This window comes from Actinomadura nitritigenes (assembly GCF_017573545.1).
Classification (GTDB): Bacteria; Actinomycetota; Actinomycetes; order Streptosporangiales; family Streptosporangiaceae; genus Spirillospora; species Spirillospora nitritigenes.
Genome location: NZ_JAGEOK010000001.1, coordinates 224,821 through 249,745, shown reverse-complemented (window position 1 = coordinate 249,745; position 24,925 = coordinate 224,821). Strand labels below are relative to the sequence as shown.

7 protein-coding genes are annotated in these 24,925 nt (G+C 75.0%); all 7 read left to right on the top strand.

All coding sequences use genetic code 11. From position 1 onward, the window contains the following. Positions 1 to 3: 3 nt before the first annotated feature. The 7 genes from J4557_RS00915 to J4557_RS00885 all read left to right on the top strand — a co-directional run bounded on the left by J4557_RS00915 (position 4) and on the right by J4557_RS00885 (position 24,905). On the top strand, positions 4 to 1,554 hold the full coding sequence (locus J4557_RS00915; protein ID WP_208264364.1) for an amino acid adenylation domain-containing protein: 1,551 nt from the start codon (positions 4 to 6) through the stop codon (positions 1,552 to 1,554). A 491-nt stretch (positions 1,555 to 2,045) separates the two neighbouring features. Further along, a complete protein-coding gene (locus J4557_RS00910) occupies positions 2,046 to 11,630 on the top strand; it encodes a non-ribosomal peptide synthetase (RefSeq protein WP_208264363.1) in 9,585 nt (3,194 codons plus the stop codon). After that, on the top strand, positions 11,627 to 19,405 hold the full coding sequence (locus J4557_RS00905) for a non-ribosomal peptide synthetase (protein WP_208264362.1): 7,779 nt from the start codon (positions 11,627 to 11,629) through the stop codon (positions 19,403 to 19,405). The genes J4557_RS00910 and J4557_RS00905 overlap by 4 nt, the downstream gene beginning before the upstream one ends. Next, positions 19,402 to 23,331, top strand: a complete 3,930-nt coding sequence (locus J4557_RS00900) for a non-ribosomal peptide synthetase (RefSeq protein WP_243775080.1) — start codon at positions 19,402 to 19,404, stop codon at positions 23,329 to 23,331. The genes J4557_RS00905 and J4557_RS00900 overlap by 4 nt, the downstream gene beginning before the upstream one ends. Further along, positions 23,328 to 23,537, top strand: coding sequence for an MbtH family protein (locus J4557_RS00895; protein WP_208264360.1), 210 nt, complete (start codon positions 23,328 to 23,330; stop codon positions 23,535 to 23,537). Before J4557_RS00900 ends, J4557_RS00895 begins: the two co-directional genes overlap by 4 nt. Beyond that, positions 23,530 to 24,177 (top strand): GNAT family N-acetyltransferase, encoded by a 648-nt coding sequence (locus tag J4557_RS00890; RefSeq protein WP_307799249.1) that lies wholly within the window; start codon positions 23,530 to 23,532, stop codon positions 24,175 to 24,177. Before J4557_RS00895 ends, J4557_RS00890 begins: the two co-directional genes overlap by 8 nt. Further along, positions 24,174 to 24,905, top strand: a complete 732-nt coding sequence (locus J4557_RS00885) for a thioesterase II family protein (protein ID WP_208264359.1) — start codon at positions 24,174 to 24,176, stop codon at positions 24,903 to 24,905. The genes J4557_RS00890 and J4557_RS00885 overlap by 4 nt, the downstream gene beginning before the upstream one ends. Positions 24,906 to 24,925: the final 20 nt, after the last annotated feature.

Below are 24,925 nucleotides of genomic sequence, written 5' to 3'. Positions count from 1 at the left end.
AAGATGAGCGCTCGCGGCCCGGCCGTGGATCGGCTGCTGCCCCTGGACGGCCTGCCCGTCCTCGCCGTGCCCGCCGGCGAGGCGGAGCGGGCGCGGGAGCTGGCGGCGCGGCACGGGATGGTGCGCGAGCGCGCGGTCGATCTCGCCGACCCGCTGATCGTCCGGGTGGAGCGGTTCGCCGCCGAGCGGGACCGGCCCGCGGTGGCCGACCGGACCCGGTCGCTGTCCTACGCCGGCCTCGCGGCGGAGGCGCGCCGGCTGGCCGCGCTGCTGGAGGGCGCGGGCGTCGAGCCCGGCACCGTGGTCGGGGTCGGCGGCGGGCGCTGCGCCGCGGTGGTGGCGGCGTTCCTGGCGATCGAGCTGGTCGGCGCGCTGTACGTGCCGGCCGACGAGACCTGGCCGGCCGGGCGCGTCCGCGACGTCCTCGACCAGGCGGGCGCGTCGGTGCTGGTGCTGGTGGACGACGGCGCGAGCGCGCCGGCGCTGCTGGAGGGCGCCGCGGAGGCCGGGTGCCGGGTGCTGCGCGCCGCGGACGCGGCGGGCCTGGAGCCGTGGGCGGGCGGGCCGCGCCTGCACGGGCCGGACCGCCCCCGGTACGTGCTGTTCACCTCCGGGTCCACGGGCCGGCCGAAGGGCGCGGTCGTCGAGCACCAGGGGATGCTCAACCACCTCTGGGCCAAGATCGTCGACCTGGAGCTGACCGGGGACGACGTGGTCGCGTTCACCGCGCCGCTCGGCTTCGACATCTCGATCTGGCAGATGCTGTCCCCGCTGCTGGTCGGCGGCCGGGTGGACGTGATCGGCGACGAGGTCGGCCACGACCCGGTCGCGTTCGCGCGCGCGGTGGACGAGCAGGGCATCACCGTCGTCGAGCTGGTCCCGACCATGGTCCGGCACCTGCTGGAGGACCTGCCCGGCGCGCCCGCGGAAGGCTCTCCGTCCGGGGGGACGACCGCCCGGGAACGGCCTCTGGGCGGGCTGCGCTGGATGATCGCGACGGGCGAGGAGCTGCCCGCGGAGCTGGCGCGCCGCTGGCTGGAGGCGATGCCGCACGCGCGGCTGCTCAACGCCTACGGCCCCACCGAGTGCTCCGACGACGTCACCCACCACACGGTGACCGGAGGGGACCTCGACCTGCTGCGGCTGCCGATCGGCACCCCGGTCGTCAACGCGCGCCTGCACGTCCTGCGGGAGGGCGACGACGGGACGTGGACGGCGTGCGACGCCGGCGAGACCGGCGAGCTGTTCGTCGGCGGCGTCGCCGTCGGCCGCGGCTACCTGGGCGACGACGCGCGGACCCGGGAGGCGTTCTACCGGGACCCGTTCGGCCCGTCGCCGACCGGGCGGCTCTACCGGACGGGCGACGCCGTGCGGCTGCTGCCCGCGGGGGCGGGCGGCGAGGACCGCCCGACCCTGCAGTACCTGGGGCGGGTCGACCGGCAGGTGAAGATCTCCGGCGTGCGGATGGAGCTGGGCGAGATCGAGGCGGTGCTGCAGCGGCACCCCGGCGTGCGCGCCGCGGCCGTCGTCGTGCACGAGTACCCGGCCAGGTAGCGGCGGGGGCGGAACGGCCGGCGGTACCGCGCGCAGAGATCATTTAACGCTCCGTAATCGCCTTGTTCGTGTTGAGTTGTCAACCTTTGTCATAGGGTGAGCGTCCTGTCGCTCAGCGCCCATGCCGGCGACCGGGTCTTTTGTCACTCCCGTGAGCAATTGGCGGGGTCAAGTTCTACTTTCGGGGGGATTGCGAGGCATGTGACAGGCTGGTTAACTGTGGCCCCGCTACTCCTGAGTAGGACGATGGGTCGCGGGGCGGGTCCCGGTCGAGGGCGGAAAGCGGCGGCGCTCTGTATTGGCGGGACCACGGGGCGTCGATCCCCGGGTCCGCGCGCCGCCGCGTTCCCGGAAGGGACTCGGGTGAAAGGGGACGGGGAGCAGCCCGATCAGTTCTGTGGTCATTCTCTTTGAATTTCGCCCGCCGGCGCCTTCCTGACGCCGAAGCCTGGCACAAAGCAAACCCCCTTCGACCGGGAAAGCACCACTTGATGTCGTCCACCGAGTACGTTCCTCTATCGGCCGCTCAGCAGAGCGTCTGGTACGCGCAGCAACTGGCGCCCGAAACGCCGATCCATATCGCGCAGTACATCGAGATCGAGGGCCCGCTCGACCACGAACTCTTCGACCGGGTGGCGCGAATCGGCGCGCACGAGGTGCTCGCGCTGCACGCCCGGTTCGCCGAGCGGGACGGCGCGGTGCGGCAGGTCCTCGACCCGGACGCGAGCATCTCGATCCCGCTGGTGGACCTGTCCGGCGAGCCCGACCCGGACGCGGCGGCGCGGGCGTGGATGAAGGCGCGGATGGCGGAGCCGCTGCCGCTGGACGGCGACCGGCTGTTCGTCACCGCGATGCTGCGGCTGTCACCGGAGCTGCACCGGTGGTTCATCCGCACGCACCACGCGATCCAGGACGGCCACAGCGGACCGCTGATCATGCACCGGGCCGCCGAGGTGTACACCTCGCTGGCGAACGGCGGCGAGTACGTCCCGGCGGAGCTCGGCGACTACCGCCGCGTCCTCGCCGAGGAGGAGGAGTACCGGGCGTCGGAGCGGTTCGAGAAGGACCGCGCCTACTGGACGGAGCGGTTCGCCGACAAGCCGGTCGCGGTGAGCCTGGCCGACGACATGGCCGAGCCGACCGCCGACTTCATCAGCCGGGTCGAGGTCGTCCCGCCGGAGCAGTCGGCGGCGCTCGCGGCGGGGGCGCGCCGGCTCCGCACCGCCACGCAGGGCCTCGCGATCGCGGCGACCGCCGCGTACGTGGCGCGGATGACCGGCACCGAGGACGTCATCCTCGGCCTCGCGGTCAGCGGCCGCACCACGCAGATCGCGCGGGAGACGCCGGCGATGCTGTCGACGATCCTGCCGCTGCGCGTGCGGGTCCGGCCCGACATGACGGTGGACGAGCTGGTCCGCGCGGCGACGCGGGCGAGCGCGCGGGCGCTGCGCCACCAGCGGTACCGCCGCGAGGACCTGCTGCGCGACCTGAAGCTGCTCGGCGAGCGGCGCCGGCTCTACGGGCCCGTCATCAACATCATGGCGTTCGACTACCGGCTCGACTTCGCCGGGCTGCCGGCGCGGATGCACGCCATCACGATCGGCCCGATCGACGACCTCGCGATCAACATCTACGACAACCTCGACGGCGCCGGGATCCGCGTCGACTTCGAGGCGCACCCCGACCTGTACACCGAGGAGCAGGTCGCCGCGCACCACGAGCGGTACGTCCGGTTCATGCGCACGCTCGGCGAGGTGGACCCGTCGACCCCGCTGCGGGACGTGGAGCTGCTCGACGACGCGGAGCGCGACCTCGTCCTGCGGGAGTGGAACGACACGGCGCACCCGGTCGCGCCCGCCGTCGTCCCCGGGCTCGTCGAGGCCCAGGTGGCGCGGACCCCCGAGCGGACGGCCGTCGCCGCCGGCGACGTCCGGCTCTCCTACGCCGACCTCAACGCCCGCGCGAACCGGCTCGCCCGGCACCTCGTCGCGCGCGGCGTCGGCGCCGAGGACTTCGTCGCGCTGGCCCTCCCGCGCGACGAGAACCTGGTCGTCGCGGCGCTGGCCGTGCTGAAGGCGGGCGCCGCCTACCAGCCGATCGACCTCGCCTACCCGGCGGACCGCATCGCCTACATGCTGGACGACGCCGCGCCCGCGTGCGTCATCACGACCCGCTCCGCGGAGCTGCCCGGCGGCACGCCCCGCGTCGAGCTCGACGCCCTCGACCTCGGCGGCCTGCCGGGGGACGACGTCGCCGACGCCGAGCGCGTCCGGCCGCTCCGGCCGGCCAACCCCGCCTACGTCATCTACACCTCGGGTTCGACGGGCCGCCCCAAGGGCGTCGTCATCTCGCACGCGAACTTCGCCGACTTCCACGCCCGGGCGACCGCGGCCTACGGGGCCGATCGGCTGCGCCGCGTGCTGTTCTCGACGTCGCTGAACTTCGACGTGTCCCTGTTCGAATGGTTGGTGCCGCTGACGCTCGGCGGCGAGATCGAGGTCGTCCGCGACCTGCTGGAGGTCGCCGAGCGCGGCGGCTGGTCGGGGTCGCTGATCAGCGGCATCCCGTCGGCGGTGTCGGTGCTGCTGGCGCGCGGGGACTTCCGGCTCGACGTCGGGGACGTGGCGCTCGGCGGGGAGGCGCTGCCGCCCCGGCTGCTGAAGGACGTCCGGGCGCTGCTGCCGGACGCGCGGATCTCCAACATCTACGGCCCCACCGAGTCGACGGTCTTCGTGACGGGCTGGGACGACGACGGGAACGCCGCCGCGGTCGCGCCCATCGGCGGCCCGATGGCCAACACCCGCGCGTACGTCCTGGACGAGCGGCTGCGGCCCGTGCCGGTCGGCGTCCCCGGCGAGCTGTACCTTGCCGGCGGCGGCCTGTCGCGCGGCTACCTGCGGCGCCCGGGGCTGACCGCCGACCGGTTCGTGGCCTGCCCGTTCGGCGGCCCCGGCGAGCGGATGTACCGGACGGGCGACCTCGTCCGCTGGAACCGCGACGGGAACATCGAGTACCTCGGCCGCCTCGACCACCAGGTGAAGGTCCGCGGCTTCCGGATCGAGCTGGGCGAGATCGAGGCGGCGCTCACGGCGCACCCCGGCGTCACGCAGAGCGTCGTCGTCGCCCGCCGCGACGCCGCCGGCGACAACGTCCTCGTGGGGTACGTCGTCGGGTCCGCCGAGCCGTCCGCCCTCCGCGCGTTCGTCGGCCGGACGCTGCCCGCCTACATGGTGCCGTCCGCGATCGTGGTGCTGGACGCGATGCCGCTCAATCCGACCGGGAAGCTCGACCGGGCCGCGCTGCCGGAGCCCGACTTCGGCGCGGCGGAGTCCGCGCGGGGGCCGCGCGACGCCCGCGAGGAGATCCTCAGCGGCATCTTCGCCGACGTCCTCGGGGTGGAGCGGGTCGGCGTCGACGACGGCTTCTTCGACCACGGCGGCGACTCGCTGAAGGCGACCCGCGTCGTCGCGCGGGCGCGCGCCGCGCTGAACGTCGAGCTGCCCGTCCGGGCGCTGTTCGAGACGCCGACCGTCGCCGGCCTCGCCGAGCGGATCGCCGCGTCCGGGGGCGAGGCGCGGCGGCCCGCGCTGCGGCCGGCGGAGCGGCCCGACCCGCTGCCGGTGTCGCACGCCCAGGAGCGGCTCTGGTTCCTCAACCGGCTCGAGGGCCTCACCGCGACCTACAACCTGCCGATCCCGCTCCGGCTGACCGGCGCGGTCGACGTACCTGCGATGCGCGCGGCGCTCCGCGACGTCGTCGCCCGGCACGAGTCGCTGCGGACCGTCTTCGGGGACGCCGACGGCGAACCGGTCCAGATCATCCTGGACCCGGCCGACGCCGACCCGCCGCTGACGGTCGGCGACGCGGACCCCGGCGACCTGTTCGGGGCGGTGTTCGCCGACGCCACCCGCGGTTTCGACCTGGCGTCCGACCTGCCCCTCCGCGCCCACCTGTACCGGCTGGGCGGGAACGACGCGGGCACGGAAAAGGCGAACACGGACGAGCACCTGCTGCTGCTCGTCCTGCACCACATCGCGGGCGACGGCTGGTCGATGGCGCCGCTGGCCCGCGACGTCGTCACCGCCTACCTGGCGCGCCGCGACGGGAAGGCGCCCGAGTGGGCGCCGCTGCCCGTCCAGTACGCCGACTACGCGCTCTGGCAGCGCGAGCTGCTCGGCTCCGAGGACGACCCGGACGGCCTCGCGGCCCGCCAGATCGCCTACTGGAAGGACGCCCTCGCCGGGCTGCCCGACCAGATCGCCCTGCCGCTGGACCGGCCGCGCCCCGACCGCGCCTCCTACCGGGGCGGGCGGGCCGCCTTCGAGGTGCCGGCGGAGCTGCACGAGGGGCTGCGCGCCGTCGCCCGCGACCACCAGGTCAGCGTGTTCATGGTGCTGCAGGCCGCGCTCGCCGCGCTGCTCACCCGGCTCGGCGCCGGCACCGACGTGCCGATCGGCTCGCCGATCGCGGGCCGCACCGACCAGGCCCTCGACGACCTCGTCGGGGTGTTCGTCAACACCCTCGTCCTGCGCACCGACACCTCGGGCGACCCGTCGTTCGCCGAGCTGCTGGCGCGGGTCCGGGAGACCGACCTCGCCGCCTACGCCCACCAGGACGTCCCGTTCGAGCGGCTCGTCGAGGTGCTGAACCCGGTCCGGTCGCTGGCCCGGCACCCGCTGTTCCAGGTGATGCTGACCCTGCAGAACAACCCCGAGGCGTCCGTCGAGCTGCCCGGCCTGCACGTCGCGGTGGAGCCGGTGGACCCGGGCGTCGCGAAGTTCGACCTGGAGTTCCTGCTGGAGGGCGCCCCGGACGGCGGCCTCACCGGCATCCTGGAGTACGCGCGGGACCTGTTCGACGCCGGCACCGCCGAGCGGCTCACCGGCTGGTACCTGCGCACCCTGGAACAGGTCGCCGCCACCCGCGCCGCCGTCACCGTGGACGGCCTCGACCTGCCCGGCGTCACCCTCGTCGAGGTCGCCGAACCGGCCGCGGGACCGGTCGAGAAGCGCCTCGTCGCCTACGTCGTCGCCGCGCCCGGCCAGGCCGTCGACCCCGAGGAGCTGCGCGCGCACGTCCGCGCGAACCTGCCAGAGGCGATGGTCCCCGCCGCCGTCGTCGTGCTGGACGAGCTGCCGCTCACCCCGAACGGCAAGGTCGACACCAAGGCGCTGCCGAAGCCGGCCCTCGCGCCCGCCGTTCCCGCCACCGCGTTCCGGGCCCCGGAGGGGGAGCCGGAGGAGGCCGTCGCGGCCGTCTTCGCCGACCTGCTCGGGCTCGACCGCGTCGGCGCCGACGACGACTTCTTCGCGCTCGGCGGCAACTCGCTCATCGCGATGCGGGTCGTCAGCCGCGTCCGCCGGACACTGGACGCCGAGCTGCCCGTCCGCGCGCTGTTCGAGGCGCCGACCGTCGCCGGGCTCGCTGCGCTGCTGGACCGCCGGGACGCCGCGCCCGGACGCCCTGCGCTTGAGCCGCGGGAGCGGCCCGAGACCGTCCCGCCGTCGTACGCGCAGCAGCGGCAGTGGTTCCTCAACCGGTTCGAGGGCCCGTCCGCGACCTACAACATGCCGATCGCGCTGCGCATCCGCGGCCCGCTCGACGTCGACGCGCTCCGCGCCGCCATCGGCGACGTCGTCGGGCGGCACGAGACGCTCCGCACGATCCTGCCCGACAGCGGCGGCGTGCCGCGCCAGCAGGTACTGGACCCGGCCGCGGCCCGGCCGGAACTGGAGATCACCGAGACCACCGAGGCCGAGCTGCCGGCGCGGCTGGCCGTGGCCGCCGGCTACGCCTTCGACATCTCCGCCGAGCCGCCCCTGCGCACCCGCCTGTTCCGGCTCGCGCCGGACGAGCACGTCGTGCTGCTGCTCCTCCAGCACGTCGGCGGCGACGGCTGGTCGATGGCGCCGCTGGCCCGCGACGTCCTCGCGGCCTACGCGGCGCGCGTGGAGGGCTGGGCGCCGGACTGGGCGCCGCTGCCCGTCCAGTACGCCGACTACACGCTCTGGCAGCAGGAGCTGTTCGGGTCGGAGGACGACCCGGACAGCCTGATCTCCCGGCAGATCGCGTACTGGCGGGACGCGCTCGCCGGACTCCCCGAGGAGCTCGAACTGCCGGCCGACCGGCCGCGCCCGGCGGAGGCGTCCTACCGCGGCGCGACGGCCCGGTTCCGGCTCGGCGCGGACGTGCACGCGGCGCTGCGGAGGCTGGCGCTCGACACCGGCGCCAGCCCGTTCATGGTCGCGCAGGCCGCGTTCGCGGCACTGCTGACCCGGCTCGGCGCGGGCACGGACGTGCCGGTCGGGTCGCCGATCGCGGGCCGCACCGACGAGGCCCTGGACGATCTCGTCGGCATGTTCGTCAACATGCTGGTGTTCCGCACCGACACCTCGGGCGACCCGTCGTTCCGCGAGCTGGTCGCGCGGGTGAAGGAGACCGACCTCGCCGCCTACGCGCACCAGGACGTCCCGTTCGAGCGGCTCGTCGAGGTCCTCAACCCGCCGCGGCACCTCGCCCGGCACCCGCTGTTCCAGGTCGGGCTGACGTTCCAGAACAACCCGGAGGCGCGGCTGGAACTGCCCGGCTTCACCGCCGAGGCGGAGCCGCTGCACGCCGGCGTGTCCCGGTTCGACCTGCTGATGATCCTCACCGAGCGGGAGGACGGCCTCGACGGGGAGCTGGAGTACGCGCTCGACCTGTACGACCCGGCGACGGCGGAGCGGCTCGTCGCCCGCTTCGGGCGGTACCTGACCGCGCTGCTCGCCGACCCGGACGCGCCCATCGGCGCCGCTGACGTCCTCGACCCGGCCGAGCGCGACCTGATCCTCGGCGAGTGGGCGGGTGGCAAGGCGCCCGAGCTGCCTGAGGCGGAGCGGTCGACGATCCCGGCGCTGTTCGAGGCGCAGGCGGCGTCGCGTCCGGACGCGGTGGCGGTGTCGTTCGAGGGCGTGTCGCTGACCTATGGGGAGGTGAACGCGCGGGCGAACCGGCTGGCGCGGCGCCTGGCCGAGCGGGGCGTCGGGCCGGAGCAGTTCGTCGCGCTGAAGCTGCCGCGCTCGGCGGACCTGGTCGTGGCGATCCTGGCCGTGCTGAAATCGGGCGCCGCCTATGTCCCGATGGACCCGGATTATCCCGAGGACCGCATCGCGTACATGGTCGAGGACGCCGACCCGGTCCTGACCATCGGCCCGGACGATCTCGACGCGTCCGGCTACGACGACGCGAACCTCGGCGTGCCGATCTCGCCGGATCATCCCGCGTACGTCATCTACACGTCGGGGTCGACCGGGCGTCCCAAGGGCGTCGTGGTCCCGCACCAGAACGTCGTCCGGCTGCTGCGCTCGACGGAGCACTGGTTCCACTTCGGCCCCGACGACGTGTGGACGCTGTTCCACTCCTACGCCTTCGACTTCACCGTCTGGGAGCTGTGGGGCTCGCTGCTCTACGGCGGCCGCCTGGTCGTCGTCCCGTACCTGACGTCGCGGTCTCCGGACGAGTTCCTGAAGCTGCTGGTGGACGAGCGCGTGACCGTCCTGAACCAGACGCCGTCGGCGTTCTACCAGCTCATGGCCGCCGACAAGGCGAACCCGGGCTCGGACCTGGCGCTGCGGTACGTCGTGTTCGGCGGCGAGGCCCTCGAACTGGGCCGCCTGGAGGACTGGTACTCGCGGCACCCCGAGGACGCGCCGACGCTCGTCAACATGTACGGGATCACCGAGACCACGGTGCACGTCTCGTACATCGCCCTGGACCGGGCCTACGCCGCGACGGCGCCGGGCAGCGTCATCGGCGCCGGGATCCCGGACCTGCGCGTCTACGTGCTCGACGGGCGGCTCCAGCCCGTCCCGCCGGGCGTCGTCGGCGAGCTGTACGTCGCCGGTCCCGGGCTGGCGCGCGGCTATCTCGGCCGCCCCGGGCTGACCGCCGAGCGGTTCGTCGCCGACCCGCACGGCGGGCCGGGCACCCGCATGTACCGCACCGGCGACGTCGGGCGGTGGCTGAAGGACGGCCGCCTCGAATACCTCGGCCGCAGCGACCAGCAGGTGCAGCTCCGCGGCTTCCGCATCGAGCTGGGCGAGATCGAAGCGGCCCTGGTCCGGCACGACGCCGTGTCCGACGCCGCCGTCGTCGTCCGCGACGACCGCCTCGTCGCCTACGTCGTCGCCTCCGCGCCCGTCGACTCCGCCGAGCTGCGCAAGTTCGCCGGCGGCGACCTGCCCGACCACATGGTCCCGGCCGTGGTCGTGGAGCTGGACGCGCTGCCGCTGACCGTCAACGGCAAGCTCGACCGCGCGGCGCTGCCCGCGCCCGACTTCGCCGCGAAGGCGTCGTCGCGCGCGCCCCGCACCCCCGAGGAGGAGACCCTCGCCGGCCTGTTCCGGGAGGTCCTCACCCTGGAGCGGGTCGGGATCGACGACGGGTTCTTCGACCTCGGCGGCGACTCCATCATCGCGATCCAGCTCGTCTCGCGGGCCCGCCAGTCCGGCCTGGTCATCACGCCCCGCGACGTGTTCCAGCACCAGACCGTCGAGGAGCTCGCCGCGATCGCGCGGCCGGTCGGCGAGGACGAGCGCGTCGAGGCCGAGGCGCCCGGCGCGGGCGTCGGACCGGTCCCGGTCACCCCGATCGTCGCGTGGCTCCGCGACCGGGTCGGCGGCGACGCGTCCCTGATCAGGGGCTTCCACCAGTCGATGCTGCTGCGCACCCCGCCCGCGCTCGGCGCCGAGGACCTCACGGCCGCGTTCCAGACCGTCCTGGACCACCACGACGTCCTCCGGCTCCGCCTGGACGTCGACGGCGACCGGTGGCAGCCGGTGGTCCGGCAGGCCGGCGCCGTGGACGCCGCCGCCCTCGTCACCCGGGTGGACGTCGCGGGCCTCGACGCCGACAAGCTCGCCGTGGTCATCGCCGAGCAGGCCGCCGCCGCGCGCGACCGCCTCGACCCCGAGGCGGGGACGACGGCGCAGCTCGTCTGGTTCGACGCGGGCCGCGACCAGGGCCGCCTCCTCGTCGTCCTGCACCACCTCGTCGTCGACGGCGTCACCTGGCGGATCCTGCTGCCCGACCTCGTCACCGCCTGGGCGGGCGGGACCCTCGACCCCGTCCCGACCTCGTTCCGCCGGTGGGCGCAGCGGCTCACCGCCACCGCCGCCGACCGCGGGGACGAGCTGGAGGACTGGCTCGACATCGTGGACGGCCCGCCCCAGCGGCTCGCCCCGCGCGCCCTCGACCCGCGCGTGGACATCGCCGCCCGCGCCCGGTCGCTGACCGTGGAGCTGCCCGCCGACGTCACCGGCCCGCTGCTCACCGACGTCCCCGCCGCGTTCCACGGCCGCGCCAACGACGTCCTGCTCACCGGCCTCGCGCTCGCCGTCGCGCAGTGGCGCCGCCACCACGGCGCCGGCCGCGGCACCGACGTGCTCATCGACCTCGAAGGCCACGGCCGCGAGGACGTGGTGCCGGGCGTGGACCTGTCCCGCACCGCCGGCTGGTTCACCTCCATCCACCCCGTCCGGCTCGACGCCGGCACCGCCGACTGGGCCGCGGTCCGCGACGGCGGCGCCGCCGTCGGCACCGCGATCAAGAAGGTGAAGGAGCAGCTCCGCGCCGTCCCGGACGGCGGCATCGGCTACGGGCTCCTGCGCTACGGCGGCGGCGAGGCCGCCGAGGAGCTCGCCGAGCCGCCCGCCGCGCCGATCGCGTTCAACTACCTCGGCCGCGTCGCGCCCGGCGACGGGGACGGCGGCTGGACGATCGCGCCCGAGGAGACGCCCGCGGGCGAGGACCCGCGGATGCCGGTCGCGCACGCCCTGGAGATCAACGCGATCACCCGCGACGTCCCCGGCGGGCCGGTGCTGTCGGCGACGTGGACGTGGCCCGGCGGGCTGCTGGAGCAGGCCGCCGTCCGGGAGCTGGCCGACGGCTGGTTCACCGCGCTGCGCGGCCTCGTCGCGCACGTCGCCGCCGCCGGCGACACCGCGCCCGCCGGCGGGTTCACCCCGTCCGACCTGCTCGTGGACCTGGACCAGAGCGAGATCGACAAGCTGCAGAACGCGTGGAGGGGCCAGTCGTGAACCGGGGGGACCTCGAGGACATCCTGCCGCTGTCTCCCTTGCAGCAGGGCTTCTTCTTCCACGCGCTGTTCGACGCCGACGGCGGCACCGGCGACGGCGCGGACGGCGGGGACGGCGGGGATGGCAGGGACGTCTACACCGCGCAGATCGTGCTCGACCTCGAAGGGCCGGTGGACGCCGGGGCGCTGCGGACGGCCGCCGAGACGCTGCTGCGCCGGCACTCCAACCTGCGCGCCGCGTTCTGGCACGAGGACCTGTCGCGGCCCGTGCAGGTCGTGCCGCGCACCGTCGAGCTGCCGTGGGAGGAGACGGAGGCGGCGGACGCCGCCGAGGCCGACGCGATCGTGGCGCGGGAGCGGGCGCGCGGCTTCGACATGACCGCGCCGCCGCTGCTGCGGTTCGTGCTCGTCCGGACGGCCCCGGAGCGGTACCGGCTGATCTTCACCAACCACCACATCCTGCTGGACGGCTGGTCCACGCCGATCCTGGCGACCGAGCTGTTCATGCTGTACGTGCAGGGCGGCCACGACGCCGGGTTCCCGCGCGTCACCCCGTACAAGAACTACCTGGCGTGGCTCGCGAAGCAGGACCGCGCCGCCGCCGAGGAGGCGTGGCGCCGCGCCCTCGACGGGGTGGAGGAGCCGAGCCTCGTCGCGCCGGAGGCCGCCGCCCGCGCGCCGCGCCCGCCGGAGCGCACCGCCACCGAGCTGGACGAGCGCACCACCCGCCGGCTGTCCCGCGCCGCCCGCCGGCACGGCGTCACGCTCAGCACCGTCCTGCAGGGCGCGTGGGGCCTGGTCCTCGGCCGGCTCCTCGGCAGCGAGGACGTGGTGTTCGGCGCGACCGTGTCGGGCCGCCCGCCGGAGCTGCCCGGCATCGAGCAGATGATCGGCCTGTTCATCAACACGCTGCCGATCCGCGTCCGGCACCGCCCGGACGAGTCCCTCGCCGCGCTGATGGAACGGCTCCAGGAGGAGCAGACCGCGCTGCTGGCGCACCACCACCTCGGTCTCACCGACATCCAGCGGGTCGCGGGCCGCGGCGGCGCGCTGTTCGACACGATGACGGTGCTGGAGAACTACCCGTTCGACCCGGCCATGCTGGACGGCTCGCTGAACGGGGTCCGCATCGCCGCCGCCGACTCCTACGACGCGACCCACTTCCCGCTGTCGTTCGTCGCCGTGCCCGACGACCGGCTGTCGCTGCGCCTGCACTACCGGCCCGACGTGTTCGAGCGGGAGGTCGTCGAGGCGCTGCTGGCCCGCGTCCGCCGCTTCCTGGAGGCGTTCGCGGAGGACTCGTCCCGGCTCATCGGCGCGGTCGCGCTGGCGGGCGAGGACGAGCGCGCCGCCCTGGCGCGCTGGAACGACACCGCCGCCGCCGTCCCGTCCGGCACGCTGCCCGCGCTGTTCGAGGCGCAGGCCGCCCGCACTCCCGGCGAGACCGCCCTCGTGTGCGGCGACGCGTCCCTCACCTACGCGGAGCTGAACGGGCGCGCCAACCGGCTCGCGCGCGAGCTGATCGCGCGGGGGATCGGCGCCGAGGACCGCGTCGCGATCGTCCTGCCGCGCACGCCCGAGATCGTCGTGGCGATCCTCGGCGTGCTGAAGGCGGGCGCCGCGTACGTGCCGGTCGATCCCGAGTATCCGGCGGACCGCATCGCGTACATGCTGGACGACTGCCGTCCCGCCCTCACCATCACGGCCGAGGACCTGCCGCTGGGCGGGGGCGGGCCCGAGCACGACCCCGGTGACCCCGCCGACGCCGACCGGGTCCGGCCGCTGCGCGCGGGCAACGCCGCCTACGTCATCTACACCTCGGGCTCGACGGGGCGCCCCAAGGGCGTGACGATCCCGCACACCGGCGTCCTGAACTACTTCGAGGCGCACCGGGACGCGTTCATCGACCCGGCGGTCGCGGCGGCCGGCGGGCGCCGGATGCGGTTCGCGCACCTCGCGTCGTTCTCGTTCGACACGTCCTGGCACGGGCTGCTGTGGATGATGCACGGCCACGAGCTGCACCTCATCGACGACGCGACGCGCCGGGACGTCGAGGCGTACACGGCGTACGTGGCGCGCGCGCGGATCGACCTGGTCAACACGACGCCGTCGCACTTCGCCTCGCTCCGCGAGGCGGGCCTGCTCGACGGCGACGGCCGGCACCTGCCCTCGCACCTGCTGCTCGGCGGCGAGGCCGTCACCGACGCGCTCTGGAGCGAGCTGCGCGCGGTCCCCGGCCTGACGACGCGGAACCTCTACGGCCCGACCGAGTCGACCATCGACACGATGAACCAGGTCGTCGCGCGGTCCGAGCGGGTCTCCATCGGCGGGCCGCACCGCAACACCCGCGCCTACGTGCTGGACGCGGCGCTCCAGCCCGCGCCCGCGGGCGTCCCCGGCGAGCTGTACCTCGCGGGCGCGCAGCTCGCGCGCGGCTACCTGGGGCGGCCGGCGCTGTCCGCGGAGCGGTTCGTCGCCGACCCGTTCGGCGCGCCGGGCGACCGCATGTACCGGACCGGCGACCTCGCCCGCTGGCTCCCCGACGGCACCGTCGAGTACCTCGGCCGCGCCGACGACCAGGTCAAGATCCGCGGGTTCCGGGTAGAGCCGGGGGAGATCGAGGCCGTCGTCGCCGGGTTCGACGGGGTCGCGCGGGCCGCCGTGGTCGTCCGCGAGGACCGGCCCGGGGACCGGCGGCTCGCCGCCTACGTGGTGCCCGCGGACCGGACGGCGGGCCTGGACGCCGCCGCGCTGCGGCGGTTCGCGGCCGAGCGGCTGCCCGACTACATGGTCCCGGCGTTCACCGTGCTGGACGCGCTGCCGCTGACCGTGAACGGGAAGCTGGACCGGTCCGCGCTGCCCGCGCCCGACGGCGGCGCGCCGGTGAGCCGCGCGCCGCGCTCCCCGCAGGAGGAGATCCTCTGCGGGCTGTTCGCGGAGATCCTCGGCGTGCCGCGGGTCGGCGTCGACGACGGGTTCTTCGACCTCGGCGGCGACTCGCTCACCGCGACCCGCCTCGTCGGCCGGATCCGGACCGCGCTCCGCGCCGAGCTGCCCGTCCGGGCGCTGTTCGAGGCCCCGACGGTCGCGGGCCTCGCCGAGCGGCTCGCCGGGGCCGGCGGGGACGTGCGGCCGCCGCTGCGGCGCGCCGAGCGCCCCGAGGTCGTGCCGCTGTCGTACGCGCAGCAGCGGCTCTGGTTCCTCAACCGGTTCGAGGGGGCGTCCGCGACGTTCACGATGCCGGCCGCGCTGCGGCTGGAGGGCGCCCTCGACCTGGACGCGCTGCGCGCCGCCCTCGCCGACGTCGTCGGGCGGCACGAGGCGCTGCGGACGATCTTCCCGGACGGGTCCGGCAGCGCCCGCCAGCTCGTCCTGGACCCGGCCGCGGCCCGGCCGCGCCTCGACGTCGCCCCCGTCGCGGAGGCGTCGCTTCCGGCGGCGCTCGCCGCCGAGGCCGGGCGGGGCTTCGACCTGTCGGTGGAGCCGCCGCTGCGGGCCCGGCTGTTCGCCCTCGACGGTGACACGCACGACAGGGGTGCCCACGTCCTGGTGCTGGTGCTGCACCACATCGCGGCGGACGGCTGGTCGATGGCGCCGCTGGCCCGCGACGTCCTCGCGGCCTACGCGGCGCGTGCGGAGGGCCGGACGCCGGACTGGGCGCCGCTGCCCGTCCAGTACGCCGACTACACGCTCTGGCAGCGCGAGCTGTTCGGGTCGGAGGACGACCCGGACAGCCTGATCTCCCGGCAGATCGCGTACTGGCGGGACGCGCTCGCCGGGCTGCCGGAGGAGCTGCGGCTGCCCACCGACCGGCCGCGCCCGCCGGAGGCGTCCTACCGGGGCGGCACGCACGCCTTCGAGCTGGACGCCGAGCTGCACGCGGGGCTGCTGCGCCTCGCCCGGGAGAGCGGCGCGAGCCTGTTCATGGTCATGCAGGCCGCGTTCGCGGCGCTGCTGACCCGGCTCGGCGCGGGCACGGACGTGCCGGTCGGGTCGCCGATCGCGGGCCGCACCGACGAGGCCCTGGACGATCTCGTCGGCATGTTCGTCAACATGCTCGTCCTGCGGACCGACACCTCGGGCGACCCGTCGTTCCGCGAGCTGGTCGCGCGGGTGAAGGAGACCGACCTCGCCGCCTACGGCCACCAGGACCTGCCGTTCGAGCGGCTCGTCGAGGTGCTGAACCCGGCGCGGTCGATGTCCCGGCACCCGCTGTTCCAGGTCGCCCTGTCGTTCCAGAACAACCCCGAGGCGCGCCTGGAGATGGACGGCCTCAGCGGCGGCGCGGAACCGCTCGCCGCCGGGACGGCGAAGTACGACCTGTCCCTCTACCTGGAGGAACGGCACGGCGGCGACGGCGCGCCCGCCGGGATCGAGGCCGGCCTCGAATACGCCCTCGACCTGTTCGACCCGGCGACCGCCGTCGCGATCGCCGGGCGGTTCGAGCGGCTCGTCCGCGACCTCGTCGCCGACCCGGACGCGCCCATCGGCACCGCCGAGATCCTGGAGCGCGCCGAACGCCGAACGATCCTGCGCAAGTGGGCCGGCGGGAAGGCGCCGGAGGTGGAGCGGTCGACGATCCCGGCGCTGTTCGAGGCGCGGGCGGCGTCGCGTCCGGACGCGGTGGCGGTGTCGTTCGAGGGCGTGTCGCTGACGTACGGGGAGGTGAACGCGCGGGCGAACCGGCTGGCGCGGCGCCTGGCCGAGCAGGGCGTCGGGCCGGAGCAGTTCGTCGCGCTGAAGCTGCCGCGCTCGGCCGATCTCGTGGTGGCGATCCTGGCGGTTTTGAAGGCCGGGGCCGCGTACGTCCCGATGGATCCGGACTATCCCGAGGACCGGATCGCGTACATGGTCGAGGACGCCGACCCCGTCCTGACCCTGCGCCCCGACGACCTGGACGCGTCCGGCTACGACGACTCCGATCTCGGCGTGGCGGTCTCGCCCGACCACCCCGCGTACGTCATCTACACGTCGGGGTCGACCGGGCGTCCCAAGGGCGTCGTGGTCCCGCACCAGAACGTCATCCGGCTGCTGCGCTCCACCGAGGAGTGGTTCCACTTCGGCCCGGACGACGTGTGGACGCTGTTCCACTCCTACGCCTTCGACTTCTCGGTGTGGGAGCTGTGGGGCTCGCTGCTCTACGGCGGCCGTCTCGTGGTGGTCCCGTACCTGACGTCGCGGTCTCCGGACGAGTTCCTGAAGCTGCTGGTGGACGAGCGGGTCACCGTCCTGAACCAGACGCCGTCGGCGTTCTACCAGCTCATGGCCGCCGACAAGGCGAACCCGGGCTCGGACCTGGCGCTGCGGTACGTCGTGTTCGGCGGCGAGGCCCTCGACCTCGGACGCCTGGAGGACTGGTACTCCCGCCACGCCGAGGACGCGCCGACGCTCGTCAACATGTACGGGATCACCGAGACGACCGTCCACGTGTCGTACCTCGCGCTCGACCGGGTCACCGCGGCCACCGCGCCGGGCAGCGTCATCGGCGCCGGCATCCCGGACCTGCGCGTCTACGTCCTGGACGGGCGCCTCCAGCCCGTCCCGCCGGGCGTGGTGGGGGAGCTGTACGTCGCGGGCCCGGGGCTCGCGCGCGGCTACCTCGGCCGCCCCGGGCTGACCGCCGAGCGGTTCGTCGCCGACCCGCACGGCGGGCCGGGCACCCGCATGTACCGCACCGGCGACCTCGGCCGCTGGCGCGCCGACGGCACGCTCGAATACCTCGGCCGCGCCGACCAGCAGGTGCAGCTGCGCGGCTTCCGGATCGAGCTCGGCGAGGTCCAGTCCGCGCTGACCAGGCACGAGGCCGTGGCGGACGCCGCCGTCGTCGTCCGCGACGACCGGCTCATCGGCTACGTCGCGACCACCGGCGAGACCGACCCGGCGGAGCTGCGCGCGTTCGCGGGCCGGGAACTGCCCGCCTACATGGTCCCGGCCGCCGTGGTGGTGCTGGACGCGCTGCCGCTCACCACGAACGGCAAGCTCGACCGCGCGGCGCTGCCCGCGCCCGACTTCGCCGCGAAGGCGTCCTCGCGCGCGCCGCGCACGCCCGAGGAGGAGACGCTCGCCGGGCTGTTCGCCGAGGTGCTGAACCTGGAGCGGGTCGGGATCGACGACGGGTTCTTCGACCTCGGCGGCGACTCCATCATCGCGATCCAGCTGGTGTCCAGAGCCCGCCAGTCCGGCCTGGTCATCACGCCCCGCGAGGTGTTCCAGCACCAGACCGTCGAGGAGCTGGCGGCGGCGTCGCGCCCCGTCGGCGAGGGCGAGCGGATCGAGGCGGAGGCGCCCGGCGCGGGCGTCGGCCAGGTCCCGGCCACCCCGATCATGCGCTGGTTCCAGGACCTGGACGGCCCCACCGCCGGCTACAGCCAGCGGATGCTGCTGCAGGTCCCGCCGGACCTCGGCGCCGGCGCGCTGACGGCGGCCCTCCAGACCCTCATCGACCACCACGACATGCTGCGGCTCCGCGTGCGGGACGGCGAGTTCGAGGTCGCCGAGCCGGGCGCGGTCGACGCGGCGCCGCTGGTCCGCCGCGTCGACGTCACCGGCCTGGAGGGCGGCGCGCTGCGCGCCGTCCTCGCCGAGCAGGCCCGCGCCGCCCGCGACCGCCTCGACCCCGAGGCCGGGACGGTCGCGCAGCTCGTCTGGTTCGACGCCGGCCCCGGCGCGTCCGGCCGCCTCCTGCTGACCCTGCACCACCTCGTCGTCGACGGCGTGTCCTGGCGGATCCTGCTGCCCGACCTCGTCACCGCCTGGGCGGGCGGGACCCTCGACCCCGTCCCGACCTCCTTCCGCCGCTGGGCGCAGCGCCTGGTCGCGGAGGCGTCCGACCCGTCCCGCACCGCCGAGCTGCCGCTGTGGGAGGACGTCCTCGCCACCCCCGACCCCGTCCTCGGCGCCCGTCCCCTGGCCCCGAAGACCGACACGTTCGGGACGGCCCGGCACCTCACCCTCGCCCTGCCCGCCGACGTCACCGGCCCGCTGCTCACCGACGTCCCGGCCGCGTTCCACGGCCGCGCCAACGACGTCCTGCTCACCGGCCTCGCCCTCGCCGTCGCCGAATGGCGCCGCGACCGGGGCGTGTGCGACGACACCGCCGTCCTCATCGACCTGGAGGGCCACGGCCGCGAGGAGATCGTGCCGGGCGTCGACCTGTCCCGCACCGCCGGCTGGTTCACCGCGATCCATCCCGTCCGGCTCGACGCGGGCTGGGTGGAGCCCGGTGACGTCCGCGAGGGCGGGCAGGCCGTCGGCACCGCGCTGAAGCGGGTCAAGGAGCAGCTGAGGGAGATCCCCGACAGCGGGATCGGGTACGGGCTGCTGCGCCACCTCAACCCGGCCGCCGCGCGGCGGCTCGGCGGCCGCCCGCACCCGCAGATCGCCTTCAACTACCTCGGCCGGTCCGCGGTGCCCGAGGCCACCGACTGGGGGCCCGCCGGGCAGGCCGACGCCGAGGCGCTCGGCGGCGGGCAGGACGACGCGCTCGGCCTCGTCCACGCCGTCGAGGTCAACGCGCACACCCGGGACCTGCCGGACGGTCCCGAGCTGAGCGCGACCTGGACCTACGCGGGGGGCCTGTTCGACGAGGACGCCGTCCGCGACCTCGCCGGACGGTGGTTCGCGGCGCTGCGGGGCCTCGTCGCGCACGTCGTGGAGGCCCCCGCCGACGGGCCCGTGGGCGGATTCACCCCCTCCGACCTGTCCCTGGTCGACGTCAGCCAGGACGAGATCGACGAGCTCGCCGCCGAACTCGACGGTGAATGGGAGCTGGATTGAGCAAGTCGCAGCTTGAGGACATCCTCCCGCTGTCCCCGTTGCAGCAGGGCCTGTTCTTCCACGCCCTGTACGACTCGGGGCACGACGTCTACACCGCGCAGATCGTGTTCGACCTGCGCGGCCCCCTCGACGTGGACGCCCTGCGGGCCGCCGCCGCGACGCTGCTGCGCCGGCACGCGAACCTGCGCGCCGGGTTCCGGCAGCGCAAGGAGGGCTCGCCCGTCCAGGTCGTGCACCGCGCCGTCCGGCTGCCGTGGGAGGACGCCGACCTGACCGGCCTGCCCGAGGCCGAGCGGGACGCGCGGGCGCGGGAGCTGGCCGAGGTCGAGCGGGCCCGCCCGTTCGACATGACCCGGCCGCCGCTGCTGCGCTTCCTGCTGATCAGGCTGGCGGACGGCCTGCACCGGATGGTGTTCACCAACCACCACATCCTGCTGGACGGCTGGTCCACGCCCGTCCTGCAGACCGAGCTGTTCGCGCTGTACCTCGCCGAGGGCGACGACACCGGCATGCCGCGCGTCGCCCCGTACAAGAACTACCTCGCGTGGATCGCCGGGCAGGACCGCGCCGCCGCGGAGGCCGCCTGGCGCCGCGCCCTCGACGGCGTCGACGGGCCGACCCTCGTCGCGCCCGGCGCCGGCGAGCCCGGCACCGCCGAGCCCGGCCGCGTCCGGATCCGGCTCACCGAGGACCTCACCGCCGCGCTGTCCGCGCGCGCCCGCGCCCAGGGCGTCACCCTCAACACGGTGCTCCAGCTCGGCTGGGGCGTCCTGCTCGGCCGCCTCACCGGCGCGACGGACGTGGTGTTCGGCGCCGCCGTGTCGGGGCGCCCGCCCGAGCTGCCCGGCGTCGAGCAGATGATCGGCCTGTTCATCAACACGCTGCCGATCCGCGTGCGGGTCCGCCCCGGCGACACCGTCGCCGCCGCCCTCGCCCGCCTGCAGGACGAGCAGGCCGCGCTGATGCAGCACCACCACCTCGGGCTGTCGGACGTCCAGCGGCTCGCCGGCGCCGGGCCGCTGTTCGACACGATGACCGTCCTGGAGAACTACCCGTTCGACCCCGACGCCGCCGGCACCGACCTCGGCGGCCTCACCCTCCACAACGTCGACGGCCACGACGCCACCCACTACCCGCTGACCCTCGCCGCGGTCCCCGGCCCGGGGCTGTCGCTGCGGCTGGACTTCCGCACGGACCTGTACGGCGAGGACGAGGCGCAGCGGACGATGCGGCGGTTCGTCCGCATCCTGGAGTCCGTCGCGCACCGCCCCGACCTGCCCCTCGGCCGCATCGACGTGCTGGAGGACGACGAGCGCGACCTCGTCCTGCGCGCCTGGCAGGGGTCCGGTACGCGGCGCCGCCCCGGCACGCTGACCGGCCGCTTCGCCGAGCAGCTCGCGAGGACCCCGGACGCGGAGGCCGTCGTCGCGGGCGGGGAGGCGATCACCTACGCGGAGCTGGACGAGCGCGCGAACCGGCTGGCGCACCGCCTCGCCGGGCTCGGCGTCCGCCGCGAGACGCCCGTCGCCGTCCTCGTGGAGCGGTCGGCGGCCGCCGTCGTGGCGTCCCTGGCCGTGCTCAAGGCGGGCGGCGCCTACGCGCCGATCCACCACGCCTACCCGCCGGAGCGGACGGCGTGGGCCATCGCCGAGGTGGACGCGCCCGTCCTGCTCGTCGACACCGCCATGCGCGGCCGCGTCGACCGCCTCGACACCTCCGCGCACGTCGTCGTCGTGGACGACGACCCGGAGACCGGCGCGCAGCCCGCGACCGCCCCGGACGTCCCGTGCCACCCCGAGCAGCTCGCGTGCGTGCTGTTCACCTCCGGCTCGACCGGCGTGCCGAAGGGCGTCATGCTCCGGCACCGCGACGCGGTCGGCCTGGCCACCGACGGTGAGCTGCGCGGCGGCGCCCACGACCGCGTGCTCTTCCACTCCCCGCACGCCTTCGACGCGCACATCTACGAGATCTGGACGCCGCTGCTGCACGGCGGCGCCACGGTCGTCGCGCCGCCCGGCCACCTCACCGGCGAGTCCGTCGAGGAGCTGGTCCGCGCGCACGGCCTCACCGGCCTCTTCCTCACCACGACGCTGTTCAACCTGATCGCCGACGAGCGGCCGCGGGCGTTCGCCGGGCTCCGCGAGGTGCTCACCGGCGGCGAGTCCGGCTCCACCGCCGCGATCCGCCGGGTCCTCGCCGCCTGCCCGGACACCGAGGTCGGCAACGTCTACGGCCCCACCGAGGCGACCACCTACACGACCATCGACCGGCAGCGGGCCCGGCTGGCCGCCGACCCCGGCGAGACGTGCGCGCTGCTCGGCCGCCCGATGGACGACCGGCGGATGTACGTGCTCGACCCGGCGCTGCGGCCCGTGCCGCCCGGCACGGTCGGCGAGGGCTACATCGCCGGCCCGGGGGTCGGCCGCGGCTACCTGCGGCGCGCCTCCCTGACGGGGGAGCGGTTCGTGCCCGACCCGTTCGGCCCGCCCGGGTCCCGCATGTACCGGACGGGCGACCTCGTCCGGCACCGCCCCGACGGCGCGCTGGAGTACGTCGACCGCGCCGACCAGCAGGTGAAGGTCCGCGGGTTCCGGATCGAGCTGGGCGAGATCGAGGCCGCGCTCACCGCGCACCCGGCCGTCGCGAACGCCGCCGTCGTCGCCCGCCAGGACGCCCCGGGCGTCAAGACGATCGTCGCGTACGTCATCGCGCCGGGGACCGACGGGCTCAAGGAGTTCCTCGCGGCGCGGCTGCCGGAGTACATGGTGCCCGCCGCGTTCGTCCGGCTCGACACCTTCCCCGTCGGCCCGAACGGCAAGCTCGACCGGCGCGCCCTGCCCGCGCCCGACTACGCCGGGGCCGCCGCCGGCCGCGACCCGGCCACCCCCGAGGAGGAGGCGCTCTGCGGGATCGTCGCGGACGTCCTCGGCCTCGACCGGGTCGCCGCCGACGCCAGCTTCTTCGACCTCGGCGGGGACAGCATCGCCGCGCTGAAGCTCGTCACCCGCGCCCGCCAGGCCGGGATCGAGCTGACGCCCCGCGACGTGTTCACCCACCAGACCGTCGAGGCGCTCCTGCGCGCCGGGGAGCCCGAGGACCGGCTCGGCTTCGAGACGCTGCTGCCGATCCGCACCGCCGGGGCGCGGCCGCCGGTCTTCTTCGTCCACCCCGCCGGCGGGCTCGCCTGGAGCTACCTGCAGTTCCAGCGCCACCTCGGCCCCGACCAGCCGATCTACGGGCTGCAGGGCAGCGCGTTCACCCGCGAGGACCTGCCCGGCTCGGTCGAGGAGATGGCGCGGGACTACATCGAGCAGATCCGCACCGTCCGGCCGTCCGGCCCCTACCACCTCGTGGGCTGGTCGCTCGGCGGCCTCATCGCCTACGAGATGGCGGTCCGGCTCCAGGAGGCCGGGGAGCGCGTCGGGCTGCTCGGGCTCATCGACGCCTACCACGGCCAGGACCTGGAGGCGGAGAAGCGCGAGATCCTGCCCGAGCTGCTGGAGTCCATCGGGATCGACGCGCGGATGGTCGCCGACGACGGCAACCCCGACATGGCCCAGATCATGGCGGTCCTCGCCGAACGCGACGACGCCCTCGCCACCCTCCGCGAGGACGACCTCGTCAACGTCTACCGCAACTACGAGAACGGCCTGCGCCAGGCCGAGCGGTACCGGCCCGGCCGGTACCGCGGCGACGTCGTCTTCTTCACCGCCCTGCGGGGCCGCACCGCGGACTCGCCGACCGGGCCGTCCAACTGGGGGCCGCTCGTCGAGGGGCAGATCGAGGACTACCCCCTGGACGTCGAGCACCACTTCCTGCTGGAGCCGGCCCCGGCCGCCGAGATGGGCGCCGTGCTCGCCGTGAAACTCGACAAACTGCACGTCAACGACCAGACACCTGGGAACACTGGAAAGGGACTCCGATGACGAACCCCTTCGAGGACGCCGACGGAACCTACGTCGTCCTCGTCAACGACGAGGGCCAGCACTCGCTGTGGCCGTCGTTCGCCGAGGTCCCCGCCGGGTGGACGGTCGCCAAGGCCGAGGACTCCAGGCAGGCCTGCCTGGAGTACATCGAGGAGAACTGGACCGACATGCGGCCGAAGAGCCTCGTCGAGGCCATGGGTGAGTGACCCGGCGGCGGGGCGCGCCCTGGAGATCCCCGCGGTCACCGAGTGGGCGATGGAGATGCTCGACGCCGCCGACCTGCGGCCCGCGCCGCTGCCCGGCGTCGAGATGACCTTCACCCTGGCCGGGGTGCCGTCCGCGGACGTCAACCGGGCCCTGTACGCGATGGTCGGCGCCCGCGTCTGCTGGACGGACCGCTTCTCCTGGACGCACGCCGACTGGCGGGCCTGGGTGGAGCGCCCCGAGCTGTCCACCTGGCTCGCGATGGCCGAGGGGACGATCGCCGGGTTCTTCGAGCTGGAGGCCCAGCCGGGCGGCGACACCGAGATCCACCTCGTCGGGCTGACCCCGGCGTTCGTCGGCCGCGGCTACGGCGGCTACCTCGTCGAGCAGTGCACCCGGCGGGCGTGGCAGCGCGGCGAGCTGTGGGCCCGCGGCAGCGGCCCCGCGTCGCGGGTGTGGCTGCGCACCAGTACGCTCGACCACCCGAACGCGATGGCCAACTACCGGCGCCGCGGCTTCAAGGTGGCGGCGGAGACGACCGCGGCCAAGCTGGTCCCGGACCCGCGGGTCGCGCCGTGGCCGCTGCCGCACGACCCGCGCGCCGCGTCCCGCCGGTACCAGGAGGAGGAGCTGATCACGTGAGCTGGTTCCGCTGCCCCGAGACCCGGCCGTGGGCGTCGATGCGGCTGTTCTGCCTGCCGCACGCGGGCGGGTCCGCGGTGTTCTACCGGCCCTGGGCGAAGGCGGTCAGCCCGGCCGTCGAGGTGCAGGCCGTCCAGTACCCGGGCCGCGCCGACCGGATGGCGGACGCGTTCGTCACCGACGCGCACCAGCTCGCCCGGCTCGTCGCCGGGGCGATGGCGCCGCTGATGGACCGCCCGGCGGCGCTGTTCGGGCACAGCATGGGCGCCGTGCTGGCCTACGAGGTGGCGCGGCTGCTCCAGGAGCGGGGGACCCCGCCGGTGCACGTCTTCGCCTCCGGCGCCCGGCCCCCGCACGACCGGGGCGGCGAGCGCGTGGCGGACCGGGACGACGACGGCGTGGTCGAGGCGATGGTGGAGCTCGGCGGCACCGACGCCGAGGCGCTCCAGGACCCGGAGCTGCGCGAGCTGGTCCTGCCGTACGTGCGCAACGACTTCGCGCTGATCGAGTCCTACGAGCACCGGGACGGGGCGCGGCTGACCGTCCCGATCACCGCGATCGTCGGGGACGCCGACCCGCACGTCACCGAGGCGCAGGCCAAGGGGTGGGGGACGGTCACCGACGGCCGCTTCACGCTGACGGCGCTGCGGGGCGGCCACTTCTACCTGACCGACCAGCAGCCGGCCGTCATCAAGGAGATCCACCGCACGCTGGAGGTCCCCGCCTGACGCGGCCTGACGCCGAGGTG

Excerpts from the sequence above, each read along its gene's own strand:
- J4557_RS00915 (WP_208264364.1), top strand. The coding sequence starts at position 4 with ATGAGCGCTCGCGGCCCGGCCGTGGATCGGCTGCTGCCCCTGGACGGC.
- J4557_RS00910 (WP_208264363.1), top strand. The coding sequence starts at position 2,046 with ATGTCGTCCACCGAGTACGTTCCTCTATCGGCCGCTCAGCAGAGCGTC.
- J4557_RS00895 (WP_208264360.1), top strand. The coding sequence starts at position 23,328 with ATGACGAACCCCTTCGAGGACGCCGACGGAACCTACGTCGTCCTCGTC.